The organism is Afipia sp. GW823-FHT06G09 (assembly GCF_058794875.1).
Window position 1 is genome coordinate 518,025 of the sequence record NZ_JBXAHF010000004.1, and the last position, 20,173, is coordinate 538,197.

General features: G+C 62.1%; 21 protein-coding genes. 13 read left to right on the forward strand and 8 right to left on the reverse strand.

All coding sequences use genetic code 11. The annotated features are described in order from the left end of the window. Positions 1-139: 139 nt before the first annotated feature. The 3 genes from AC1Q67_RS19315 to AC1Q67_RS19325 all read left to right on the forward strand — a co-directional run bounded on the left by AC1Q67_RS19315 (position 140) and on the right by AC1Q67_RS19325 (position 2,997). On the forward strand, positions 140-1,642 hold the full coding sequence (locus AC1Q67_RS19315) for a leucyl aminopeptidase (RefSeq protein WP_492236730.1): 1,503 nt from the start codon (positions 140-142) through the stop codon (positions 1,640-1,642). Positions 1,643-1,765: 123 nt separating this feature from the next. Continuing rightward, on the forward strand, positions 1,766-2,218 hold the full coding sequence (locus AC1Q67_RS19320; protein WP_024577491.1) for a DNA polymerase III subunit chi: 453 nt from the start codon (positions 1,766-1,768) through the stop codon (positions 2,216-2,218). A 242-nt stretch (positions 2,219-2,460) separates the two neighbouring features. Further along, positions 2,461-2,997 carry a hypothetical protein gene (locus tag AC1Q67_RS19325; RefSeq protein WP_492236729.1) on the forward strand — a complete coding sequence of 179 codons (537 nt, stop codon included), beginning with the start codon at positions 2,461-2,463 and terminating at the stop codon, positions 2,995-2,997. A 4-nt stretch (positions 2,998-3,001) separates the two neighbouring features. On the opposite strand, the gene AC1Q67_RS19330 is transcribed toward AC1Q67_RS19325, so the two are convergent. The 4 genes from AC1Q67_RS19330 to AC1Q67_RS19345 all read right to left on the reverse strand — a co-directional run bounded on the left by AC1Q67_RS19330 (position 3,002) and on the right by AC1Q67_RS19345 (position 6,066). Continuing rightward, the gene (locus tag AC1Q67_RS19330) at positions 3,002-4,867 is read right to left on the reverse strand and encodes an ABC-F family ATP-binding cassette domain-containing protein (RefSeq protein ID WP_492236728.1); all 1,866 of its coding nucleotides are present in this window, start codon (positions 4,865-4,867) and stop codon (positions 3,002-3,004) included. 108 nt (positions 4,868-4,975) lie between these two features. Next, positions 4,976-5,182 carry a hypothetical protein gene (locus tag AC1Q67_RS19335; protein ID WP_492236727.1) on the reverse strand — a complete coding sequence of 69 codons (207 nt, stop codon included), beginning with the start codon at positions 5,180-5,182 and terminating at the stop codon, positions 4,976-4,978. A 202-nt stretch (positions 5,183-5,384) separates the two neighbouring features. After that, entirely contained in the window at positions 5,385-5,630 is a 246-nt protein-coding gene (locus tag AC1Q67_RS19340; RefSeq protein ID WP_024577487.1) for a hypothetical protein, read from the reverse strand. A 163-nt stretch (positions 5,631-5,793) separates the two neighbouring features. Then, positions 5,794-6,066, reverse strand: coding sequence for a hypothetical protein (locus AC1Q67_RS19345; protein ID WP_024577486.1), 273 nt, complete (start codon positions 6,064-6,066; stop codon positions 5,794-5,796). Between the two features lie 315 nt (positions 6,067-6,381). Between AC1Q67_RS19345 and ndk the strand changes: the two genes are divergently transcribed. Together ndk and AC1Q67_RS19355 are read left to right on the forward strand one after the other, a co-directional pair. Then, a complete protein-coding gene (gene ndk / locus AC1Q67_RS19350; protein WP_492236726.1) occupies positions 6,382-6,804 on the forward strand; it encodes a nucleoside-diphosphate kinase in 423 nt (140 codons plus the stop codon). A gap of 42 nt (positions 6,805-6,846) precedes the next feature. Beyond that, on the forward strand, positions 6,847-7,686 hold the full coding sequence (locus tag AC1Q67_RS19355) for a TerC family protein (RefSeq protein ID WP_492236725.1): 840 nt from the start codon (positions 6,847-6,849) through the stop codon (positions 7,684-7,686). Between the two features lie 98 nt (positions 7,687-7,784). Here AC1Q67_RS19355 and AC1Q67_RS19360 read toward each other — a convergent pair whose 3' ends face one another. Continuing rightward, a complete protein-coding gene (locus tag AC1Q67_RS19360; RefSeq protein WP_492236724.1) occupies positions 7,785-8,858 on the reverse strand; it encodes an autotransporter outer membrane beta-barrel domain-containing protein in 1,074 nt (357 codons plus the stop codon). 319 nt (positions 8,859-9,177) lie between these two features. On the opposite strand from AC1Q67_RS19360, the gene AC1Q67_RS19365 reads away from it, so the two are divergent. Next, positions 9,178-9,381, forward strand: coding sequence for a cold-shock protein (locus AC1Q67_RS19365; RefSeq protein ID WP_002711511.1), 204 nt, complete (start codon positions 9,178-9,180; stop codon positions 9,379-9,381). 67 nt (positions 9,382-9,448) lie between these two features. Here AC1Q67_RS19365 and purN read toward each other — a convergent pair whose 3' ends face one another. Both purN and purM read right to left on the reverse strand, forming a co-directional pair. Then, positions 9,449-10,102 carry a phosphoribosylglycinamide formyltransferase gene (purN, locus tag AC1Q67_RS19370; RefSeq protein WP_492236723.1) on the reverse strand — a complete coding sequence of 218 codons (654 nt, stop codon included), beginning with the start codon at positions 10,100-10,102 and terminating at the stop codon, positions 9,449-9,451. A gap of 1 nt (position 10,103) precedes the next feature. Continuing rightward, positions 10,104-11,177 (reverse strand): phosphoribosylformylglycinamidine cyclo-ligase, encoded by a 1,074-nt coding sequence (gene purM, locus AC1Q67_RS19375; RefSeq protein WP_024577481.1) that lies wholly within the window; start codon positions 11,175-11,177, stop codon positions 10,104-10,106. A 174-nt stretch (positions 11,178-11,351) separates the two neighbouring features. Here purM and AC1Q67_RS19380 point away from each other — a divergent pair, with 174 nt between their 5' ends. The 6 genes from AC1Q67_RS19380 (at position 11,352) to AC1Q67_RS19405 (ending at position 18,358) form a co-directional block, all read left to right on the forward strand. After that, entirely contained in the window at positions 11,352-11,897 is a 546-nt protein-coding gene (locus tag AC1Q67_RS19380; RefSeq protein WP_024577480.1) for a CDP-alcohol phosphatidyltransferase family protein, read from the forward strand. 49 nt (positions 11,898-11,946) lie between these two features. Next, positions 11,947-12,630: a P-loop NTPase family protein gene (locus tag AC1Q67_RS19385; RefSeq protein ID WP_492236722.1), complete on the forward strand. Its 684-nt coding sequence runs from the start codon at positions 11,947-11,949 to the stop codon at positions 12,628-12,630. A 127-nt stretch (positions 12,631-12,757) separates the two neighbouring features. Then, positions 12,758-14,944 (forward strand): RNA degradosome polyphosphate kinase, encoded by a 2,187-nt coding sequence (locus AC1Q67_RS19390; RefSeq protein ID WP_492237158.1) that lies wholly within the window; start codon positions 12,758-12,760, stop codon positions 14,942-14,944. A gap of 19 nt (positions 14,945-14,963) precedes the next feature. Beyond that, positions 14,964-16,493 (forward strand): exopolyphosphatase, encoded by a 1,530-nt coding sequence (ppx, locus tag AC1Q67_RS19395; RefSeq protein WP_492236721.1) that lies wholly within the window; start codon positions 14,964-14,966, stop codon positions 16,491-16,493. A 75-nt stretch (positions 16,494-16,568) separates the two neighbouring features. Beyond that, the gene (locus AC1Q67_RS19400; RefSeq protein WP_492236720.1) at positions 16,569-17,303 is read left to right on the forward strand and encodes a 2OG-Fe(II) oxygenase; all 735 of its coding nucleotides are present in this window, start codon (positions 16,569-16,571) and stop codon (positions 17,301-17,303) included. A gap of 119 nt (positions 17,304-17,422) precedes the next feature. After that, positions 17,423-18,358, forward strand: coding sequence for a glutaminase (locus tag AC1Q67_RS19405; RefSeq protein WP_024577475.1), 936 nt, complete (start codon positions 17,423-17,425; stop codon positions 18,356-18,358). A 115-nt stretch (positions 18,359-18,473) separates the two neighbouring features. On the opposite strand, the gene AC1Q67_RS19410 is transcribed toward AC1Q67_RS19405, so the two are convergent. Then, positions 18,474-18,650 carry a DUF2735 domain-containing protein gene (locus AC1Q67_RS19410; RefSeq protein WP_081710791.1) on the reverse strand — a complete coding sequence of 59 codons (177 nt, stop codon included), beginning with the start codon at positions 18,648-18,650 and terminating at the stop codon, positions 18,474-18,476. Between the two features lie 452 nt (positions 18,651-19,102). On the opposite strand from AC1Q67_RS19410, the gene AC1Q67_RS19415 reads away from it, so the two are divergent. After that, positions 19,103-20,137 carry a glutamine synthetase beta-grasp domain-containing protein gene (locus AC1Q67_RS19415; protein WP_492236719.1) on the forward strand — a complete coding sequence of 345 codons (1,035 nt, stop codon included), beginning with the start codon at positions 19,103-19,105 and terminating at the stop codon, positions 20,135-20,137. The last annotated feature ends 36 nt before the right edge of the window (positions 20,138-20,173 follow it).

A 20,173-nucleotide genomic window follows, 5' to 3' on the forward strand; every position in this document is an offset into this window, starting at 1 on the left:
GACTCTTGCAGCGGGACGTCAGGCATGCTTGGCGCGCTTGGCAGCGCGCGCCGGAAAGCGTCATAGTGCGCTGCAGAGAATCCGGCTGGATTCTCGCTCTCTTTGCTGCGCAAGCCGCGATTATCTGGAGGATTTGCCTATGACCGACGCCGTGAAGGTCGGCTTCGTACCGTTTTCCGCCGCCCCACGTGGCGTTCTGGTGGTGTTCTGCGACGATACGTTGAAATTTGGCCCTGCCACGAACAAGGCACTGGGGCCGACCGTAAATGCCATCAAGCGCGCAGCCTCGGCGAACCAGTTCAAGGGAAAGAGCGGTGCCGTGCTGGATATTCTGGCGCCTGAAGGCCTCAAGGCTGGCCGTCTCGTTGTCGTCGGTGCGGGCAAGCTCGCGTCACTCAAGGACAGCGATTTCATCAAGCTGGGCGGCAAAGTCGCGGCCAAGATCAGCGCCGGGACCGAGGCCGTGACGGTTCTCGGCGAATTGCCGTCAGGCGCAATGAAGGGATCGCAGGCTGCACTGATCGCATCCGGCATCCGGCTGCGCGCCTATCGATTCGTGCGCTACAAGACCACGAAGAAAGACGGTGACAATGCGCCGCTGCGCGCGCAGTTCTCGATTGCGGTGGCCGATGTTGCCGCCGCGCGCAAGGCATTCGCGCCAGAGAATCATGTCGTGGACGGCGTGCTGATCGCGCGCGAACTCGTCAACGAGCCGCCGAACGTGCTTTTCCCCGCCGAATTCGCGCGGCGTGCAACGCAGCTGCGCAAACTCGGCGTCAAGGTCGAGGTTCTCGACGTAAAGGCGATGACGAAACTGGGTATGGGCGCGCTGCTCGGTGTTTCGCAGGGATCGGAGCACGACGGACGCACCGTCATCATGCGCTGGAACGGCGGCAAGCCGGGCGAGGCGTCGATTGCCTTTGTCGGCAAGGGCGTGTGCTTCGACACCGGCGGTATTTCCATCAAGCCGGCCGGCAGCATGGAAGACATGAAGGGCGATATGGGCGGTGCGGCCTGCGTTGTCGGTCTGATGCACGCACTGGCTGCCCGCAAGGCGAAGGTCAATGTCGTCGGCGCGATCGGTCTCGTTGAAAACATGCCGGACGGCAATGCCCAGCGTCCCGGCGATATCGTGACCTCGATGTCGGGGCAGACCATCGAGATCATCAACACCGACGCTGAAGGCCGCCTCGTGCTGGCCGACGTGCTCTGGTATGTCGCGAAAAAGCACAAGCCGAAATTCATGGTCGATCTGGCAACGCTGACCGGCGCGATTATGGTCGCGCTCGGCGTCGAATATGCAGGCATGTTCTCGAATGACGACAAGCTCGCGGAACGCCTGACCACGGCAGGGCAGGAGACCGGCGAGCGGGTCTGGCGCATGCCGCTCGGCCCCGAATACGACAAGCAGATCGATTCGCAGTTCGCCGATATGAAAAATACCGGCAGCCGCAACGGCGGCTCGATCACTGCAGCGCAGTTCCTCCAGCGCTTTGTCGACGACACGCCATGGGCGCATCTCGACATTGCCGGTACGGCAATGGGGGTTCCAGCATCGGATCTCAACCGGAGTTGGGGATCTGGCTATGGTGTGCGGCTGCTGAACCGGCTGGTGGCGGACAACTACGAGACGAAGAAGTAACGTTGCTTTCCGTCATTGCGAGCGAAGCGAAGCAATCCATTCTTATTGTAAGCAAGATTGGATTGCTTCGTCGCCAACGTTCCTCGCAATGACGAAATGAACTCCCGGGGTTCCCCTTAGGCGATGACCGAAATCCTGTTCTATCACTTGCAGGACACGACACTTGAGAAGGTGTTGCCGCCGCTGCTTGAGAAATCTGTTGAGCGCGGCTGGCGCGTTGCGGTTCAGACCGGATCGGAGGAGCGCGCCGAAGCGCTCGATGCGCATTTGTGGACGTATCGCGAGGATTCGTTTTTGCCGCATGGCACCTGGCGCGACAGCGATGCGATGAACCAGCCGATCGTTCTGACGATGGACGATGGCAATCCCAACAACGCCAATGTCAGGTTTATCGTCGATGCTGCGGGTCTGCCCAAGGATTGCGCAACATACGACCGCATCGTTTTTGTCTTCAACGGCGACGATGACGAAGCGCTCGGCGTCGCCCGCGCGGCCTGGACCGACGGTAAATCGCGCGGGCTCGATTTGACCTACTGGCAGACCGACGAGCGCGGCAGATGGCAGAAGCGCGCGTAAATGTGCGATCCCGGTAAATGGACGGCCGTTAATGTTACGGTCTTTTTTCGTTGACCTGACCGGCGCTTAGCCACCATGGTGCCGCAAAGGGATGGTGGAAGGCCACGTAAGTGCAGTTATGGGCAAGGTGTTCCATTCTTGCCGCCAAAAGACGCGCAAATGATTGTTTAGGCATTTGCTTTACGACATATCCTGGTTCCCGAGCGCGCAAGAAAAGCGCTGAAGTTGGTGTGAGATCGAATTTGAGCGTCCTGCGTAAAAGCATCCATACAAGATCGTTGGTGGCCCTTGTGATCCTGGCCCCCATGGTGAGTGGCTGCGGCGGCGTCGGCGCTTTGTCGGACTTTTCGCTCAAGGACCAGGAATGGTTTGCTCGTCCGGGCAAGATCTTTAAGGGTAACAGCACCATCGAAACGCCGCCGCTGAGCGTGTCGAAAGAGGTGACGCCGAACGATCTCATCAGCTCCGATGGTCAATGTCCCGGGATGCCGGCGCCGGGGGCACCTGCCGATGCCAATGCTTCCGAAGGCCAGGTTTCCGTGGCTCCCGTCGCACTGGGCCATACCGAATGTGACGTTGCCCGCGCGATTGCTGTCGCCCCCGACAACGTCAACCTGTCGAACAACGAGCGTGGCGACCGCGTCGCGCAGATTACCTGGCGGACCGGACCGCGCCCTGGCGCCTATACCTTCACATCAGGCCGCTTGACCTCGATCGAGCGCGTTGACGTGCCGCCGCCGGAAAAGCCCGCGCGCGGCGCGAAGAAGAAGCGAGCCTGATCTTTCAGCCCGCCGCTTCGTCGTAGGACGAACTTGCTTCCAGCCATTCATCTTCGGCGCGCTGCAACGCCTCAGCCGCACTTGCGCGAGCCTTGGTGAGCTGCGCCGCCTGCTTGGGATCCCGCTTGAACAGATCGGGCAGGGCCAGAGCGGCGTCGATCTTCTCGATAATGCCGGTGATCCGCGCGATTTCGCTTTCCGCGGTTGAAATCTTCTGCTTGAGCGGAACACGCTTTTCGGACTTCGCACGCGCCGGCTTGCCGTTGCTACGCTCGTTGCGTTCGCGGCTCGATGCACGCATGCCGCGCGTTGTCAGCACCGACCGCCGGTAGTCGTCGAGATCGCCGTCGTACGGTGTGACGGCGCGATCCGCCACGACCCATAGCTGATCGGCGCACGCCTCGATCAGGTAACGGTCGTGCGAGACCATGATGATCGCGCCGGGAAAATCGTTGATGGCTTCCGCGAGCGCAGCGCGGCTGTCGATGTCCAGATGGTTGGTCGGCTCGTCGAGGATGATCATGTTCGGGCCGTAGAACGTCGCAAGTCCGAGCAGCAGCCGTGCCTTCTCGCCGCCGGACAGCGAACTTACCTTGGTGTCGCCGGCCTTGCCGGAAAATCCGATGGCGCCGGTGCGCGCGCGGACTTTGGTTTCCGTCTCGTGCGGCATCAGCCGTCGCAGATGGTCGTAGGCCGAGCCATCGAGATCGAGTTCGTCGGTCTGGTGCTGCGCGAAGTACCCAACCGACAGTTTGTCGGCGCGCACGACCTTGCCGGAAAACGGCGACAGCTTGCCGGCCAGCAGTTTCACCAGGGTCGATTTGCCGTTGCCGTTTGAGCCGAGCAGGGCGATTCGATCGTCGTTGTCGATGCGCAGCGTGACGCGGTTGAGCACGGGTTTTGCGGGATCGTATCCGACCGACACATCATCCACCGCAATGATGGGCGGCGAGAGAATCTTGTCCGGCTCCGGAAACGTGATCTCGCGGACGTCTTGCGTCACGAGAGCCGTGACCGGCTTCATCCGCTCCAGCATCTTGACGCGTGACTGCGCCTGTTTGGCTTTCGAGGCCTTGGCCTTGAAGCGGTCCACGAATGCCTGCAACCGCTTGCGCTCGTCCATCTGCTTCTTGGCGTGTTTGGCGTCGAGCATTTCGCGGGTGGCGCGCTGTTCCTCGAATGAGGAGTAGGTACCTTTGTAAAGCGTGAGCTTGCCGCGATCGAGGTGCAGGATCTGATCCACCGATGTGTCGAGCAAATCGCGGTCGTGGCTGATGACGATCACGGTGCGCGGGTAGTTCGCAAGGTGATCCTCAAGCCAGAGCGTGCCTTCGAGGTCGAGGTAGTTGGTCGGCTCATCGAGCAACAGGAGGTCGGGCGCGGCAAACAACGTCGCCGCCAGCGCCACGCGCATGCGCCAGCCGCCGGAGAATTCCGAGCAGGACCGCGCCTGATCGGCGGTGGAGAACCCAAGGCCCGAGAGGATGGCGGCGGCGCGGGCCGGTGCGGAATGGGCGTCGATGTCGACCAACCGCGTCTGAATATCGGCAATGCGATGCGGATCGTGTGCGGTCTCCGCTTCATGCAGCAATGCTGCACGCTCCAGGTCGGCCTTCAGCACGACATCGATCAGGCTTTCCGGACCGTCCGGGGCTTCCTGTGCAAGGCTGCCGACGCGCCAGCGCGGCGGAATCGCAATCGAACCGGCTTCAAGCGGCAACTCGCCGCGAATGGCATGGAACAGCGTCGATTTGCCGACGCCGTTGCGGCCGACAAAGCCGACCCGCGCGCCCGGCACGACCTGCACCGTACTCTGGTCGATCAGCAGGCGTCCGGCGATCCGGATGGATATATCGTTGATGGAGAGCATGGCGGGCTTTTACGGAACAGGCCGCCGAACGCAACAGCTTTATCGGACCATCTGGTCACGGATCGCGGCGCTTGCGACGTGCGCGATCCCGCTCACGAAAGGTGCGCGCTAATGCGTTTCCAGGTCGGGCACGAGCGATGGAGCTTTTTCGCCGTCGAGTTCAGGCAGACGCGCGATAAGCGCGCGCAGACGCTGCGGCATGTCCGGCGACTCGCGGCTTAGCGCATCGCGCAGTCTCTCGCCGATGCCCTGCCAGACGGCTTCGCTATGAAGGTGATCGAGACGGACGTCAGGGGCGTTCAATCGGGTCGCCATGAGCCTGCTCCAATTTATTTCAAGTTCTAATCAATACCACGGGACAATGCAGAGACCGCGGCCCAGGTTCGCGCGTTCTTCGTGCATGGTTTGAAATCGGTAAAAATTTAAATGTTCGGGAACCGGAACTCACGATGAAAGAAGCCCCCGGAACAGGGTTACTGCCGGGGGCCTAGTCTGGGGAGGAGCGGATGCGATCCGCTTAGAAGCAAACGTTCACGATCCGATAGCGAAGGCCGTACGGCGTATTGACCAGGCGCTTTACGTAGCAGCCGCCATAGCCGCCACCATAACCGCCGGCATAGAAGCCGTAGCCATGGCCCCAGTGGCCGTGATGGTGATGATGATGCCAGCCTTTCCAGCCCTTGGCCGAAGCCGCAGTGGGAAGCAGGGCAGTGGTGGACAGAGCAGCGACAGCAGCCAGTCCAAGAACGAGTTTGCGCAACATGACAAGTCTCCTTCGGTTTGGCGCAGGGCGCCTTGATGTGTCCCTGCATGTCTGTCGATCCGGTTGCGCGCGCGGTTCGATCCAGGAGAAGGGTGCGACAAAAAGAACCGGCCGCTTGTGGCGGCCGGTGCAAGTTTCGGGGAAGCAGTCGTGCAGGTCTTGATCAGTAGCAGCGGTTCACCAGCCGGTAGCGATAGCCCCACGGCGTCGGAACCAGACGGCGCACGTAGCAGCCGCCATAGCCGCCGCCGAAGTAGACCGGACCGCCGACGAAGCGCGGGCCGCCCCAGCCGCGGTGGAAACCGCCACCACGCCAGCCACCACCGTGCCAGCCATGTCCGCCGTGCCAGCCATGGGCAGAAGCAACGGACGGGGTGAGCGCAGCCGCGCCAAGAGCTGCAACTGCGGCGCATGCGAGAATGAGTTTGCGGATCATGGTGATCTCCTCGAATTCGATCTGAGGCGCAGCCGGACGCCTTGCTGAATGTTCGTGGGCAACCGATGCCGGCCTACGCGGGCAAACTAGCCGCGCGATCCTGAACTGAATCGGCATGGCGGCGTCAGGCAGCATTCATCTCGATGAAATTGCAGTAAGTTTTCGGGAGGGGCTTGGCAGGCACCTGCAGCAGAGGTATCGGGTGCGGCATGCCGTCCATCCCGGGCGGGCCGCTGGTATACCAGCTTGCCGTTGCATCACCGCGCCGTTATAAGCGCGGCAACCCTTCCAACATCTGCTTTCAAGGACAGTACCATGGCGATTGAGCGCACCTTTTCGATTATCAAGCCTGACGCGACCGCGCGTAATCTGACCGGCGCCGTCAACGCCATCATCGAGAAGGCTGGACTGCGCATTGTCGCGCAGAAGCGCATTCTGATGACCCGCGCGCAGGCCGAGACTTTCTACGCCGTGCACAAGGCGCGTCCGTTCTTCGGCGAACTGGTCGACTTCATGATTTCCGGCCCGGTCGTTGTGCAGGTTCTCGAAGGCGAGGGCGCCATCCTGAAGTACCGCGACGTGATGGGCGCGACCGATCCGTCGAAGGCTGCGGAAGGCACCATCCGCAAGGCGCACGCCAAGTCGATCGGCGAAAACTCTGTGCACGGGTCGGACGCTGCAGAGACTGCGGTGATCGAGATCGCTCAGTTCTTTTCGGGGAATGAAATCGTCGGCTGACTTGAATAACCGGTAACAACAAACGGTCGGGGGGGCCTTAACGTGAACTGGATTGCTCAGATTTTCGATCCCGCCACAATCGGCGGTCTCATCACTCAGTTCGAGAATGAGATTCAGCAACCTCAGTTCTGGGTCGCCCTGACCAAGATCATTTGGATCAACGTGCTGTTGTCCGGCGACAATGCACTGGTGATCGCGCTGGCGTGCCGCGGGCTGCAACCCAAGCAGCGCGTGTGGGGCATGATCCTGGGTGCCGGTGTCGCAGTCCTGCTGCGCATCATCTTCACCTTCATCGTCGTGACCCTGATGACGATGCCGTTCCTGAAGCTGATCGGCGGACTCGCGCTGCTGGTGATCGCCGCGAAACTCCTCGTTCCCGAAAAGGAAGACGAGGATGGTGTACAGGCCGCAGCCCATCTTTGGGCGGCGGTTCGTATCGTTGCCGTGGCCGACATCATCATGAGCCTCGACAACGTCATCGCGGTTGCTGCGGCAGCCAACGGCAGCGCCATCCTGCTGATCCTCGGCCTTGCCATCAGCATTCCGATGATCGTCGCCGGTGCCGCGCTCATCATGGCGTTGCTCGACCGCGTGCCCGCTCTGGTCTGGCTCGGTGCCGCGCTGCTCGGCTGGATTGCGGGCGAGGTGATCGCAACCGACCCCGCGGTCGCGCCTTGGCTGCATCGCGTGCTCGACGGCCATATCGCGCTCGACGTCGACACCACGTCGGCCATGTTCGGCTTTGCCAAGCACCTAAAGTTCAACGGCGAGATCGGTGAGCTGACGCTCGCAGTGCTCGGTGTGATCGTGGTGTTGGTGGTCGGCTCGATCTGGCGAAAGCGTGCATTGCGCGAGCAGCAGGAAGCGCCGGCAGCAGCGTAAACGACGATCAAGGTTCCAGAAATGAAAACGTCCCGGTGAAAGCCGGGACGTTGTCGTTTGGGGCAGATTGCTGCCGCGCGATCCCCGCGCTCAGCAACTCACCACTTCAGCTCGACGCCGACAGTGCCCTGGTGTGATTCAAAGCCGCTGCGGAACCTGCCATCATAGGTGGCGTAGAGTCTTGCCGTGTTACTCAGGATCCAGGACGCGGCGGCGCCCGCGTCGGCGCCGTTCCGGCTTTCGCGGATGCCGGCGACGCCGATGGCGTTGTTGCCGAGGCTGACCTGCACGGTCCCGATGTTCTGCGTGAAGTTGTCGACGAACTTGCCATAGACGGACACGTCGATCGCCTGCTGGCCGACGATCCAGTAGTGCCCGAATTCAGCGCCGGCCAGGACGCGGGCACGCTCGCCATGCCCGTCGGCAACGGTCACAGGAAGAAACCCTCCGGATTCGGAGAATCTGTCGGTGCGGGCGGAGACGTATTCAAGCGCCACCTTCGGCACGATGCGGCTCTGGCCGAAGGAGTAGGTGTAGTTCAGCTCGCCAAGCACGCCATCGATGCTGCCGCGATAGTTGGCATACGCGCTGCCGAGCGGCGTCGCGCGGATTGAGCTGATCCTGGCAAAGCCATGAACAGCGGCCATCGCTACGGTCCACGGTCCGTTGACGTAGGAGGCGTTGACGCCGAGCTGAGTCATGCCGAGCGTCGCGCTTTGCAGCGCGAGCGGCACGTCGATCCATGTCTGGCTCTGATCGGCGGAGAAGCCGACGTTCAGGCCGGGCGCGACGGTCGCGCCAATGCCGCCAACCACGCCGAGCGTTCCACGCTTGTCGCCGACAAAGGTCCCTTGCGCAGCCGTGCGTGCGCGAATGCCGTAGGTTTCGGCCCATGTCCGGTACTGAGGCTCGGCGGTGCTTTGCGATGCGCCGCCGCCGCCGGAATTATCCCGCGCGGCATATCCGTAGGTCGCTTCGCGTCCGAGCCGCTGCAGAAAGCTGCTGCCAAGGTCGAACTGTGCGGCGTTGACGGAGAGTTGGGAGTTGTTGTCGGTGACGCCCGGGGTCGGCGGGATGAACTGTGCGCTGGCGCTCGATGCTGTGCACAGGGCGACCCCGGCCACCGTCACGTGCAGCAGCTTTTTCCGGCCCATGCTCGCTGACAGTGTCATCAAAAGGGGAACTCAAAAGGATTTGTTGCAATAGCGTTATGCGATTTGCCCCGAATCCGCCGCTTGCGTCAACGCACCGCCATGCCGGCCGCGGGGCATTCGCACCCGCTGTGGTGCTGCGGCCACAGGCGTTTGTGGTGTTTTGCAGTCTTGCTAAGCCGAAATTTTCGTGTTGGGATTGTGGCTGCAATCGGATTTGGGCCGTTCGGCTGTGGACTTGGAAGACACGACATTCTGCAAAACATTTGAAGCCCGCTAGCGGCGTGGCACGCGATGAGCGTGACCGCGCCTTTTTTATATCTGGACGAGGAGACGGACGTTGGCAAAAGGTACGGTGAAGTGGTTCAACCCGACCAAAGGCTACGGGTTCATTAAACCGGCGGTCGGTGACAAGGACGTGTTCGTGCACATCTCGGCGGTCGAGCGCGCCGGGCTTTCGACCCTCAATGAAAATCAGACGATCGAGTACGAACTGGTAGAAAATCGCGGCAAGTCATCTGCGGAAAACCTGAAAGTTTCCTGACGTCGCGATTCGACGGAATGTGATGCTCCCCCGGCCACCAGCCGGGGGTTTTTGTTTGATGCGCTATCTAGCTGACAGCTGGAACGATCAGCGCAGTGTCGGGGCCGGCATCGCCGGTCTTGCAAATCCCGCTCATCAGCCGCGTGCGGCCGCTGGCGACGAGGCGGAGTGCATCCGGATAAATCCGGTGCTCAACGCCAAGCACCCGAGCAGCCAGCGTATCCGCCGTATCGTCGTCATGCACACCGACAGCGCCCTGCATGACGATCGGCCCCGAATCCATTTCGGGCACCACGAAGTGCACCGTCGCGCCGTGAATCTTCACGCCGTCGGCCAGAGCTCGCTCGTGGGTGTGCAGTCCCTTGTAGGAAGGCAACAGGGCCGGGTGGATGTTGAGCATCCGGCCGTCCCACTGCTTGACGAACCATGGTGTCAGCAGGCGCAGGAATCCCGCGAGGCAGACGAGATCGATATCGTGAGCCAGCAGAACGCCGTGCAACGCGCGCTCGAACGCTTCGCGGTCCTTGCCGAACGGCTTGCTCTCGATGGTCTCGGTCTTGATCCCGGCAGCGCTTGCCTTTGCCAATCCGCCGGCGCCTGCAATGTTTGAGATCACCAGAGCGATCTGCGCCGGATAGTCCTGCGCGGCCGCGGCCTCGATCAGCGCGGTCATGTTCGATCCGCGCCCCGAGATCAGAATGGCGACGCGGCGTCGTGCCATCTCAATCCGCCAGGTTGAGGTGGCCGTCGTAGATCACGCGCTCGTCGCCTTGCGTTTCGACCACTTCGCCGAGATCGACCACGCGCTCGCCGTTCTGCGCGAACACGTCCATCACCTCGACAAGCTGGTCGCGCTTGACGATGGCGACCATGCCGATGCCGCAGTTGAAGGTGCGCAGCAATTCGAGTTCGGCGATATTGCCCTCGGCCGCGAGCCACTTGAACACCGGAAGAACGGGGACGGCGGCCAGATTGATGCGGACGCCGAGATGTTTCGGCAGCACGCGCGGAATGTTGTCGGTGAAGCCGCCGCCGGTGATGTGCGCGAGACCCTTGACCGCGCCGGTCTGGCGGATCGCGGCGAGGCACGACTTCACATAGAGCTTTGTTGGGGCGAGCAGGGCGCCGCCGAGCGTCATGACGGGCGCGAAAGGTGCCGGCGCGTCGAACGTCACCCCGGATTTCTCGACCACCTTGCGTACCAGCGAGAAGCCGTTGGAGTGAACACCGGACGAGGCGAGGCCGATCACCGCGTCGCCGGGGCCGATGTCCTTGTGCGGCAGCAGGGTGCCGCGCTCCGCTGCTCCCACCGCGAAGCCTGCTAGGTCGTAGTCGCCATCCTTGTAGAGGCCGGGCATTTCTGCGGTCTCGCCGCCGATCAGGGCGCAGCCGGATTCGCGGCAGCCCTCGGCGACGCCTGCCACGATCGAGGCGGTGGCCTCGGGGTCGAGCTTGCCGCAGGCGAAGTAGTCCAGAAAGAAGAGCGGCTCCGCGCCCTGAACCACGAGATCGTTGACCGACATCGCCACGAGGTCGATGCCGATGCCGCCGTGGATGCCGGTCTCGATGGCGATCTTGACCTTGGTGCCGACCCCGTCGGTGGCGGCGACCAGAATGGGGTCCTTGAAGCCGGCGGCCTTGAGATCGAACAGCCCGCCAAATCCGCCGATTTCCGCATCGGCGCCCGCCCGCGCCGTGGCGCGCACCAGCGGCTTGATGAGGTCGACCAGGCGGTTTCCGGCGTCGATATCGACGCCGGCGGATGAATAAGTCAGGCCGGATTTTTGATCGGTCATGCCGGGGATTCCGAGAGTTAGCCGGTGGTTACGTCGGATTTTGCCTTGGCGCAATGGCCGCCGGGCAGGCTGTGCATAGCTAGGAGAAAGGCCCCCGAGCGGTCCGCCGCATCCCCGTATCCTTTGCAAGCCGTCCGGGGCTCGTTAAAACAGGAACAGCCGGGAAAAAGTCGCGTGAATCTACCGAACATCATCACCTTGGGCCGCATCCTGCTGGTGCCGGTCATCGTCTGGGCCATCGCCTCGAACCAGATGACTATCGCCTTCGTGATCTTCGTGGTGGCGGGGGTCAGCGATGCCATCGACGGGTTCCTTGCCAAGCGGTTCAACATGACCACGGAGATCGGCGCGCTGCTCGATCCCGTGGCCGACAAGGCGCTGCTGGTCTCGATTTACGTCACGCTCGGAATCTCGGGCGACATCCCGCGCTGGCTGGTCATCCTCGTGGTGTCGCGTGACTTCATGATCGTCGGCGCGGTGATCATCTCCTGGCTGCTCGACAATCCGGTTCCGATGAAGCCGCTGATGGTCTCGAAATTGAACACCGTGGCGCAAGTGTCGTTCGCCGCGTTGGTACTGGCCTCGCTTGGTTTCCAGTTCAATGCGTCGCCGTATGAGATCATTCTGGCCGGTTTCGTGACCGTCTTGACGCTGCTTTCGGTGTCCTTCTATCTGGTGGAGTGGGCACGGCACATGAGCGCGACTGCGCCGATTCCGTGATACGATTTCACAAGCCGCAGGTTGCGTACGGTTCGGCCAGGAGTCTTACGTGGTAGCTCGCGTCCGTCCTCGTCAGTTGGCCCTTGCCTTGCCGCATGCGGAAAGCCTGACGCGCGATAATTTCCTTGAAGGCTCGGCCAACGCGCAGGCGCTCGCGCTGATCGACGCGTGGCCCGACTGGCCCAACCGCGTGATGATGCTGGTGGGGCCGGAGGGCAGCGGCAAAAGCCATCTTGCGTCGATCTGGGCGGCCGAAGCGGGTGCCCGGTCGGTTGCGGCCCACACACTGACGCCGGCTAACGTACCGGGCGAACTGGCGACTGGCGCGCTGGTCGTGGATGATCTCGACCCGGCGTCCTTCGATGAGCGCGCGCTGTTTCATCTTCTTAATCTGGCGCGTGAAGATGGGGCCCATATCCTGCTGACGGGACGGGTACAGCCGTCGTCATTCGCAGTGACATTGCACGATCTGCGGTCCCGGCTGCGGGCCGTGCCGGTGGTCACGCTGACCCCGCCGGACGACCTGTTGTTCCGGGCGCTGATCGTCAAATTCTGTGCCGACCGCCAGATGACCGTGGATGAGGGGATCGTCAGCTATCTCTCGACCCGTATCGAGCGATCCTTTGCGGCGGCGCGACGGACGGTCGAATTGCTGGACGAGGAGGCGCTGCGGCTGCGCCGGCCGGTGACCCGCGCCCTGGCCGCGGAACTTCTCAAAGACCCTGCGACCTGATCGAACAGGGCTTGGTCGTTAAGACCTGTTGGCTCATCATGTCATCGAACTGTCATGAGACTGGCACATTGTCTCAGTGGAACGGGCCTAAGGTCCGGACTGATGACACGATATGAGGTCTGACTTCATGGACGCCGCGCAAGCTATTGTTAAAAAAGAAGAAAACGAAGAGGTTTCAACCGCGTCGTCGATCGGGTCAAGCCCGGAGCGCTTCATCAACCGCGAACTGTCGTGGCTCCACTTCAACCGCCGCGTGCTGGAAGAGTCGGTCAATCCGAACCACCCGATGCTGGAGCGAGTCCGGTTCCTGTCGATTTCCGCCAATAACCTTGATGAGTTCTTCATGGTCCGCGTCGCGGGCCTCAAGGCACAGATCCGTGAAGGCATCACCGAGCGCAGCCCGGACGGCTCGACGCCCACCGAGCAGCTCGCCAAGATCAACGAGACCGTCTCGAAGCTTGCAAGCGACCAGCAGACAATCTGGCGCGATCTGCGCGGCGGCCTGTCCGAGGTCGGGATCGTCCTGGTCGATGGGAAGGACGTCACCAAGGCCGAAAGCGCCTGGATCGAGGACCACTTCCTTCACAACATCTTCCCGCTGCTGACGCCGCTCGCGATCGATCCGGCGCATCCGTTCCCGTTCATCCCAAGTCTCGGCTTCACGATCGCGCTGCATCTGGCGCGGGTGTCCGACGGCAAGGCGATGAATGCGCTGATCCGCATGCCGGGTAAGATCGATCGCTTTATCCGTTTGCCCGCAGGCAAGGACGGCTCGGTGCGTCTCATCACGCTTGAACAGGCCACGGCGCTGTTCATCGGCCGTCTGTTCCCCGGCTATATGGTCAAGGGTGAGGGCGCGTTCCGCATCATCCGCGACTCCGAACTGGAAATCGAGGAAGAGGCCGAGGATCTCGTTCGCCTGTTCGAGTCGGCGCTGAAGCGCCGCCGCCGCGGGTCGGTGATCCGCCTCGAAATCGAAGCCACCATGCCGGATGATCTCCGCGCTTTCGTGCAGCGCGCACTGTCGACACCTGACGATGACGTGCTGCTTGTCGATGGCGTGCTCGCCATGAACGAACTGTCGCAACTGACGCGGCTCGATCGTCCCGATCTCGAGTTCACGCCCTATGTGCCGCGCCATCCCGAGCGCGTTCGCGACCATGGCGGCGATATCTTTGCCGCGATCCGCCAGAAGGATCTCGTCGTCCATCATCCCTATGAATCGTTCGACGTCGTCGTGCAGTTCCTGCAACAGGCGGCGCGCGATCCCGATGTCGTCGCGATCAAGCAGACGCTGTATCGCACATCACGCGATTCACCGATCGTACGGACGCTTGCCGAAGCCGCCGAAGCCGGAAAGTCGGTGACGGCGCTGGTCGAACTGAAGGCGCGGTTCGACGAGGAAGCCAACATCCGCTGGGCGCGCGATCTTGAACGCGCGGGCGTGCAGGTGGTCTACGGGTTCCTCGAGCTCAAGACTCACGCCAAGCTGTCGCTGGTGGTGCGCCGGGAAGGCACGGGGCTGACGACTTATGTTCATGCCGGGACAGGCAACTATCATCCGGTCACCGCGCGCATCTACACGGACCTGTCGTACTTCACGTCCGACCCGGTGATCGCGCGCGATGCGGCGCGCGTCTTCAATTACATCACCGGCTATGCGGAGCCGCGCGACATCGAGAAGATGGGCGTGTCGCCGCTCACGCTGCGCAAGCGGATGCTCGAGCACATTCATGGCGAGGCGAATTTCGCCCGTCATGGAAAGCCGGCGGCGATCTGGCTGAAGATGAATTCGCTGGTCGATCCCGAGATCATCGACGCGCTTTATGAGGCATCGCAGGCCGGTGTCTCGATCGATCTGGTGATCCGCGGAATTTGCTGTTTGCGTCCCGGTGTTCCCGGACTTTCGGAGAACATCCGGGTCAAATCGATCATCGGCCGGTTCCTGGAACACGGGCGAATCTACTGCTTCGGCATGGGGCACGGCCTGCCGAGCGCCAAGGCCGCTGTGTATATTTCGTCCGCGGACATGATGCCCCGCAATCTCGACCGCCGCGTCGAGGTGCTGTGTCCGCTGCAAAATCCTACGGTTCATCAGCAGGTTCTCGAACAAATCATGGTCGCGAACCTCAAGGACAACGAGCAGAGCTGGCAGTTGTTGCCGGATGGGTCGTCAACGCGTATGAAGGCCGCGAAGGGCGAGGAACCTTTCAACGTGCACGATTACTTCATGACGAATCCGAGTCTGTCAGGCCGTGGAAAGTCGCTTAAAGAATCTTCGCCACGCCGTCTTACGCGCCGTTCGGAGCGTTAGTGGTTCGAAGAACGAATCCGTGAGCCCGGCACTCGTTCGCGAGCGGCCTCGTGCTGCGCGCAAGCCATCGAAGAGCGTCGCGGTCATCGACATCGGATCGAACTCCGTCCGTCTTGTTGTCTACGAGGACAAGACGCGCAATCTCGCACCGATCTTCAACGAGAAAACACTTTGCGGTCTCGGCCGCGAAGTGCAGTCGACCGGATTGCTGGCGGCAGACGCCGTCGAAAAGGCGCTGGCGGCTCTGAAGCGCTTCAAGGCGCTCTGCAAGATCATGAAGGTCGGCGAGGTCCACGCGATCGCCACTGCAGCCTGCCGCGACGCGACCAACGGGCCGGACTTCATCGCCAAGGCCGAGCGCATCTGCGGCTGCCCCATCAATATCCTTTCGGGCGCGCGCGAAGCGAAGCTGTCTGCGCTCGGCGTCGCGTCGGGCGTCTACAAGCCGGACGGCATCGTCGGCGATCTCGGCGGCGGTTCGCTCGAACTCATCGATGTGCGCGGCCAGCGCATTCGCTCAGGCACGACACTGCCGCTCGGCGGCCTCGCGTTGCAGGATGCGTCGCAGAAATCGCTGAAGAAGGCGGAGCGTATCGTCGCCGCCGGGCTGACCGGATTGCCGCAGCTCAAGGCCGGCGCGGGCCGGACGTTCTATGCGGTCGGCGGCACATGGCGCGCGCTGGCACGCATCCACATCATCCAGAGCGGCTATCCGCTGCACGTGATGCACGGCTACACCATTCCGGCGGCCGACGCGCTGGACTTTGTACGGCGGCTCCGCCGTCTGGCCGCAAGCAATACGCTCGCCGACATCGAGACCGTGGCCGATGCCCGCCGGCCGCTGCTGACCTATGCGGCGCTCGTGCTCGAATACATCATCCGCGTCGCGAAGCCGAAGAACATCGTGTTCTCGACCTACGGCGTTCGCGAAGGATTGCTCTATGAGATGCTGCCTGAAAAGGAGCAGCAGAAAGACGGCCTGATCGCAACCGCGCAGACCATGAACGAACTGCGCGCGCGTTCGCCGCGCCATGCCGACGATCTGATCGTGTGGACCGACAAGCTGTTCCGGGTTGCGGGCCTGCGTGAGAGCGAGGACGAGAAGCGGCTGCGTCATGCGGCGTGCTGGCTGTCCGACGCAGCCTGGCGGGCCCATCCGGATCATCGCGGCGAGCAATCGCTCGATTTCATCATCAACGGAAATTTCGGCGCGGTGACTCACGAGGGCAGGGTGTTTCTCGCGCTCGCGGCCTATTATCGCTACGCCGGATTGAACGAGGAGAACGAGGCGCCGCAAGCCGTGCGCGCGCTTATTCCTCCGGCGATGGTCGATCGCGCTCGCCTGATCGGCGCTGCCTTCCGCGTTGCCTTCATGATCTCCGCGGCCCAGCGCGGCGTGCTGCCGCACACGCATTTCCGCAATCAGGACCGCAAGCTTATCCTGGCGTTCGACAAGCGGGCCGCAGATCTTGCCGCCGACCGCGTCACCAATCGCTTCAAGCAGCTCGCGCGTCTGATTGGACGCACTGCCATGATCGTGAAGCCGTAGTTCCATCCCGCCGGAAATCGGGTGGAAGGCCTGTTGCGGTTGTCCTAGTTCGGGGCATTAGACAGGAGCCCGGACATGATCGCAGCAGCAAAAGTCACAACTCCGGCGTCGCCGGCGCGTGTCGAGGCGATGGACTGGCCTGACATCGCAACGCGCCTCGATGGCAACGGCTGGGCGGTGCTGCCGCGGCTGCTGTCACCCGATGAATGCGGTTCGCTCGCCGGTCTCTACGGCGAGGACGGTATCTTCCGCAGCCACATCATCATGGCTCGCCACGGCTTCGGGCGCGGCGAATACAAGTATTTTTCCTATCCTCTGCCGGATAGCATCGCCGCATTACGGACGGCGCTGTATCCGCAACTGGCGCCGATCGCCAACCGCTGGAACGAGTCGATGGGAATCGACGTGCGGTATCCTGCGGAGCATGGCGATTTCATCAAGCGCTGCCACAAGGCCGGGCAGACGCGGCCGACGCCGTTGCTGCTCCAGTACAACGCGGGCGACTACAATTGCCTGCATCAGGACCTGTACGGCGAGCATGTGTTTCCGTTGCAGGTTGCGATCCTGCTGTCGGAACCGGAGCGCGATTTCACCGGCGGCGAGTTCGTGCTGACGGAGCAGCGTCCGCGCATGCAGTCACGCGCGGCGGTGGTGCCATTGAAGCAGGGCGATGCTGTCGTGTTCGCGGTCCATCACCGCCCGGTTCAGGGCACGCGCGGGACTTATCGCGTTAATCTGCGCCATGGCGTCAGCCAGCTCCGGTCGGGGCACCGGCATACGGTCGGCATCATTTTCCACGACGCAAAATAGAGACGGGATCTGGGAGGCTGCGCGTGAGCGCTTTTGGCGCGATTGTCGCGTTGGCACGGTTGTCGCATATGACCACGTTCGATAAGACCGTGTGTCCGCAATCGGAAGCCGAAGCCGAAATGAGCAATGCCACTTTAGATCGCGTCGTCAAGGAAATCGCCGGCGAGATGATGGAACGAAAGGATCGCGGAGAAGTCGCGACCTATATTCCCGAACTGGCGGGTGTCGATGTCAATGCGTTCGGCCTGGTGGTGGTCGATTCCAGCGGGCATGTCGCGGCAGGCGGCGATGCCGACACGTCGTTTTCGATTCAAAGCATTTCCAAGGTGTTCACATTCACGCTCGCATTGGGCATGATCGGCGACAAGCTGTGGCAGCGGGTGGGGCGCGAGCCGTCGGGCAGCCCGTTCAACTCCATCGTTCAGCTTGAGCGGGAACGCGGTATCCCGCGCAATCCTTTCATCAATGCCGGCGCGATTGCCGTGACCGATGCCATCCTGTCCGGGCATCAGCCTCGGGAAACGCTGGGCGAAATCCTCAGATTCATGCAGTTCCTCTCGGGCGACTCCTCGATCAAGATCGATGAGTCCGTCGCTGCATCCGAGCAGCGCACCGGTTTTCGCAATATCGCGCTCGGCAATTACATGAAGTCGTTCGGGGTTATCGAAAATCCTGTGGAGCTGACGCTCGGCGTCTATTTCCATCAATGCGCTATCGCCATGTCGTGCCGCCAGCTTGCGATGGCGGGGCGGTTTCTCGCGCACTCGGGTCGCAATCCGTCGACCGGATTTCTGGTCGTTCCGCCGGAGCGGGCGCGGCGCATCAACGCCGTGATGCTGACATGCGGGCATTACGACGGCTCTGGAGAGTTCGCCTATCGGGTCGGTCTGCCTGGAAAGAGCGGTGTCGGCGGGGGCATCCTGGCCATTGCGCCGGGCAAGGCTTCCATTGCGGTCTGGTCGCCGGGCCTCGATGCCAACGGCAACTCCCGGCTTGGTCGCGATGCGCTTGAAACCCTCAGCAAGCGGATGGGCTGGTCGATCTTCGGTGCGTAACGGGCAGGGCACACGCCCAAAGGAAAAGGGCCGAAGCGCGCTTCGACCCTTTATTTGACTTCGCAAATCTCCACCGGGCGGTCAGGCCACCCGGGCGTCGTACAGGCGGACGCCATCAGTGCTCGCTGCCGCGCTTGGTCTCTTCGATGGCGGCTTCGTGGTACCAGCCGCTGCCAGAGACCGCGTAGTCGAGCATGGGCTTGGCGGGCTCAGTCCGGCTGCTGAGTGCCGCACGGCCGCCCACAGGGAATTGGTAGATCTTGGCCGTCGGCTGGGTCGAATTAGGTGTCATTCCGGTCTCCTCTCGTTGCGATCTCGTCGCGTGGAGGTCTAATGTAAGAGGAACGCACGTCTTTTGCGCGGTTTGCCCTATAAAAAGCAGGCAAATGCATACAATTTGCGCACCTTGGATTCTGCGCCTTCACTCAGCATGCGCCTGAAACCTTAACGCTCTCGCACTTGAAGGGTTTCCCGTTTCCGGCGGCTTGAATCGTGCCGCCGCGAAAGAAGGCAGGCATTGAAATTGATGACAAAACGCGCACAGGGCGGCGCGTGGCTTGCGAATCACCTGACGGGAGCCGTCCGGATGGGGGCGGCGGGCTGTGCAACCGACTGCCTGGCCTTGGGCAGACAGTTGGCACGTTAAATGCTTATTAACGGGCGCAGCCGTTTGCGGCCGGACCCTCCGGCGGCTAAATCGGCCGGGAACTTAGCAACGCAATCGTTCACTCACGAGAGATCGAAATGACCAAATACAAGCTCGAGTACATCTGGCTCGATGGCTATACGCCGACCCCGAACCTTCGCGGGAAAACCCAGATCAAGGAATTCGATGCGTTTCCGACTCTCGAGCAGCTCCCGTTGTGGGGCTTCGACGGAAGCTCGACCCAGCAGGCTGAAGGCCACAGCTCGGATTGCGTGCTGAAGCCGGTTGCTGTCTACCCGGATACGACGCGCATCAACGGCGCACTGGTGATGTGCGAAGTCATGATGCCCGACGGCAAGACCCCGCACGCGTCCAACAAGCGCGCCACCATTCTCGATGACGCCGGCGCATGGTTCGGCTTCGAGCAGGAATACTTCTTCTACAAGGATGGCCGTCCGCTCGGCTTCCCGACGGAAGGTTATCCGGCTCCGCAGGGCCCGTACTACACCGGCGTCGGCTACAAGAACGTCGGCTCGGTCGCCCGCGAGATCGTCGAAGAGCACCTCAACCTGTGTCTCGCCGCCGGCATCAACCACGAAGGCATCAACGCCGAAGTGGCGAAGGGCCAGTGGGAATTCCAGATCTTCGGCAAGGGCTCCAAGAAGGCCGCTGACGAAATGTGGATCGCGCGTTACCTGCTTCTCCGCCTCACCGAGAAGTACGGCATCGATATCGAATTCCACTGCAAGCCGCTCGGCGACACCGACTGGAATGGCTCGGGTATGCACGCCAACTTCTCGACCGAGTACATGCGCACGGTCGGCGGCAAGGATTACTTCGAAGCTCTGATGAAGCAGTTCGACAAGAACCTGATGGATCACATCGCCGTCTACGGCCCGGACAACGACAAGCGTCTGACCGGCAAGCACGAGACCGCGCCTTGGAACAAGTTCTCCTACGGCGTGGCGGACCGCGGCGCGTCGATCCGCGTCCCGCACTCCTTCATCAACAACGATTACAAGGGCTATCTGGAAGACCGCCGCCCGAACTCGCAGGGCGACCCCTACCAGATCGCTTCGCAGATCCTGAAGACGATCTCGGAAGTTCCGACCTCGAAGAAGGCTGCGGCCTAAGATTTCATTGGGTTCAAATGATCGCCGGGCGGAAGT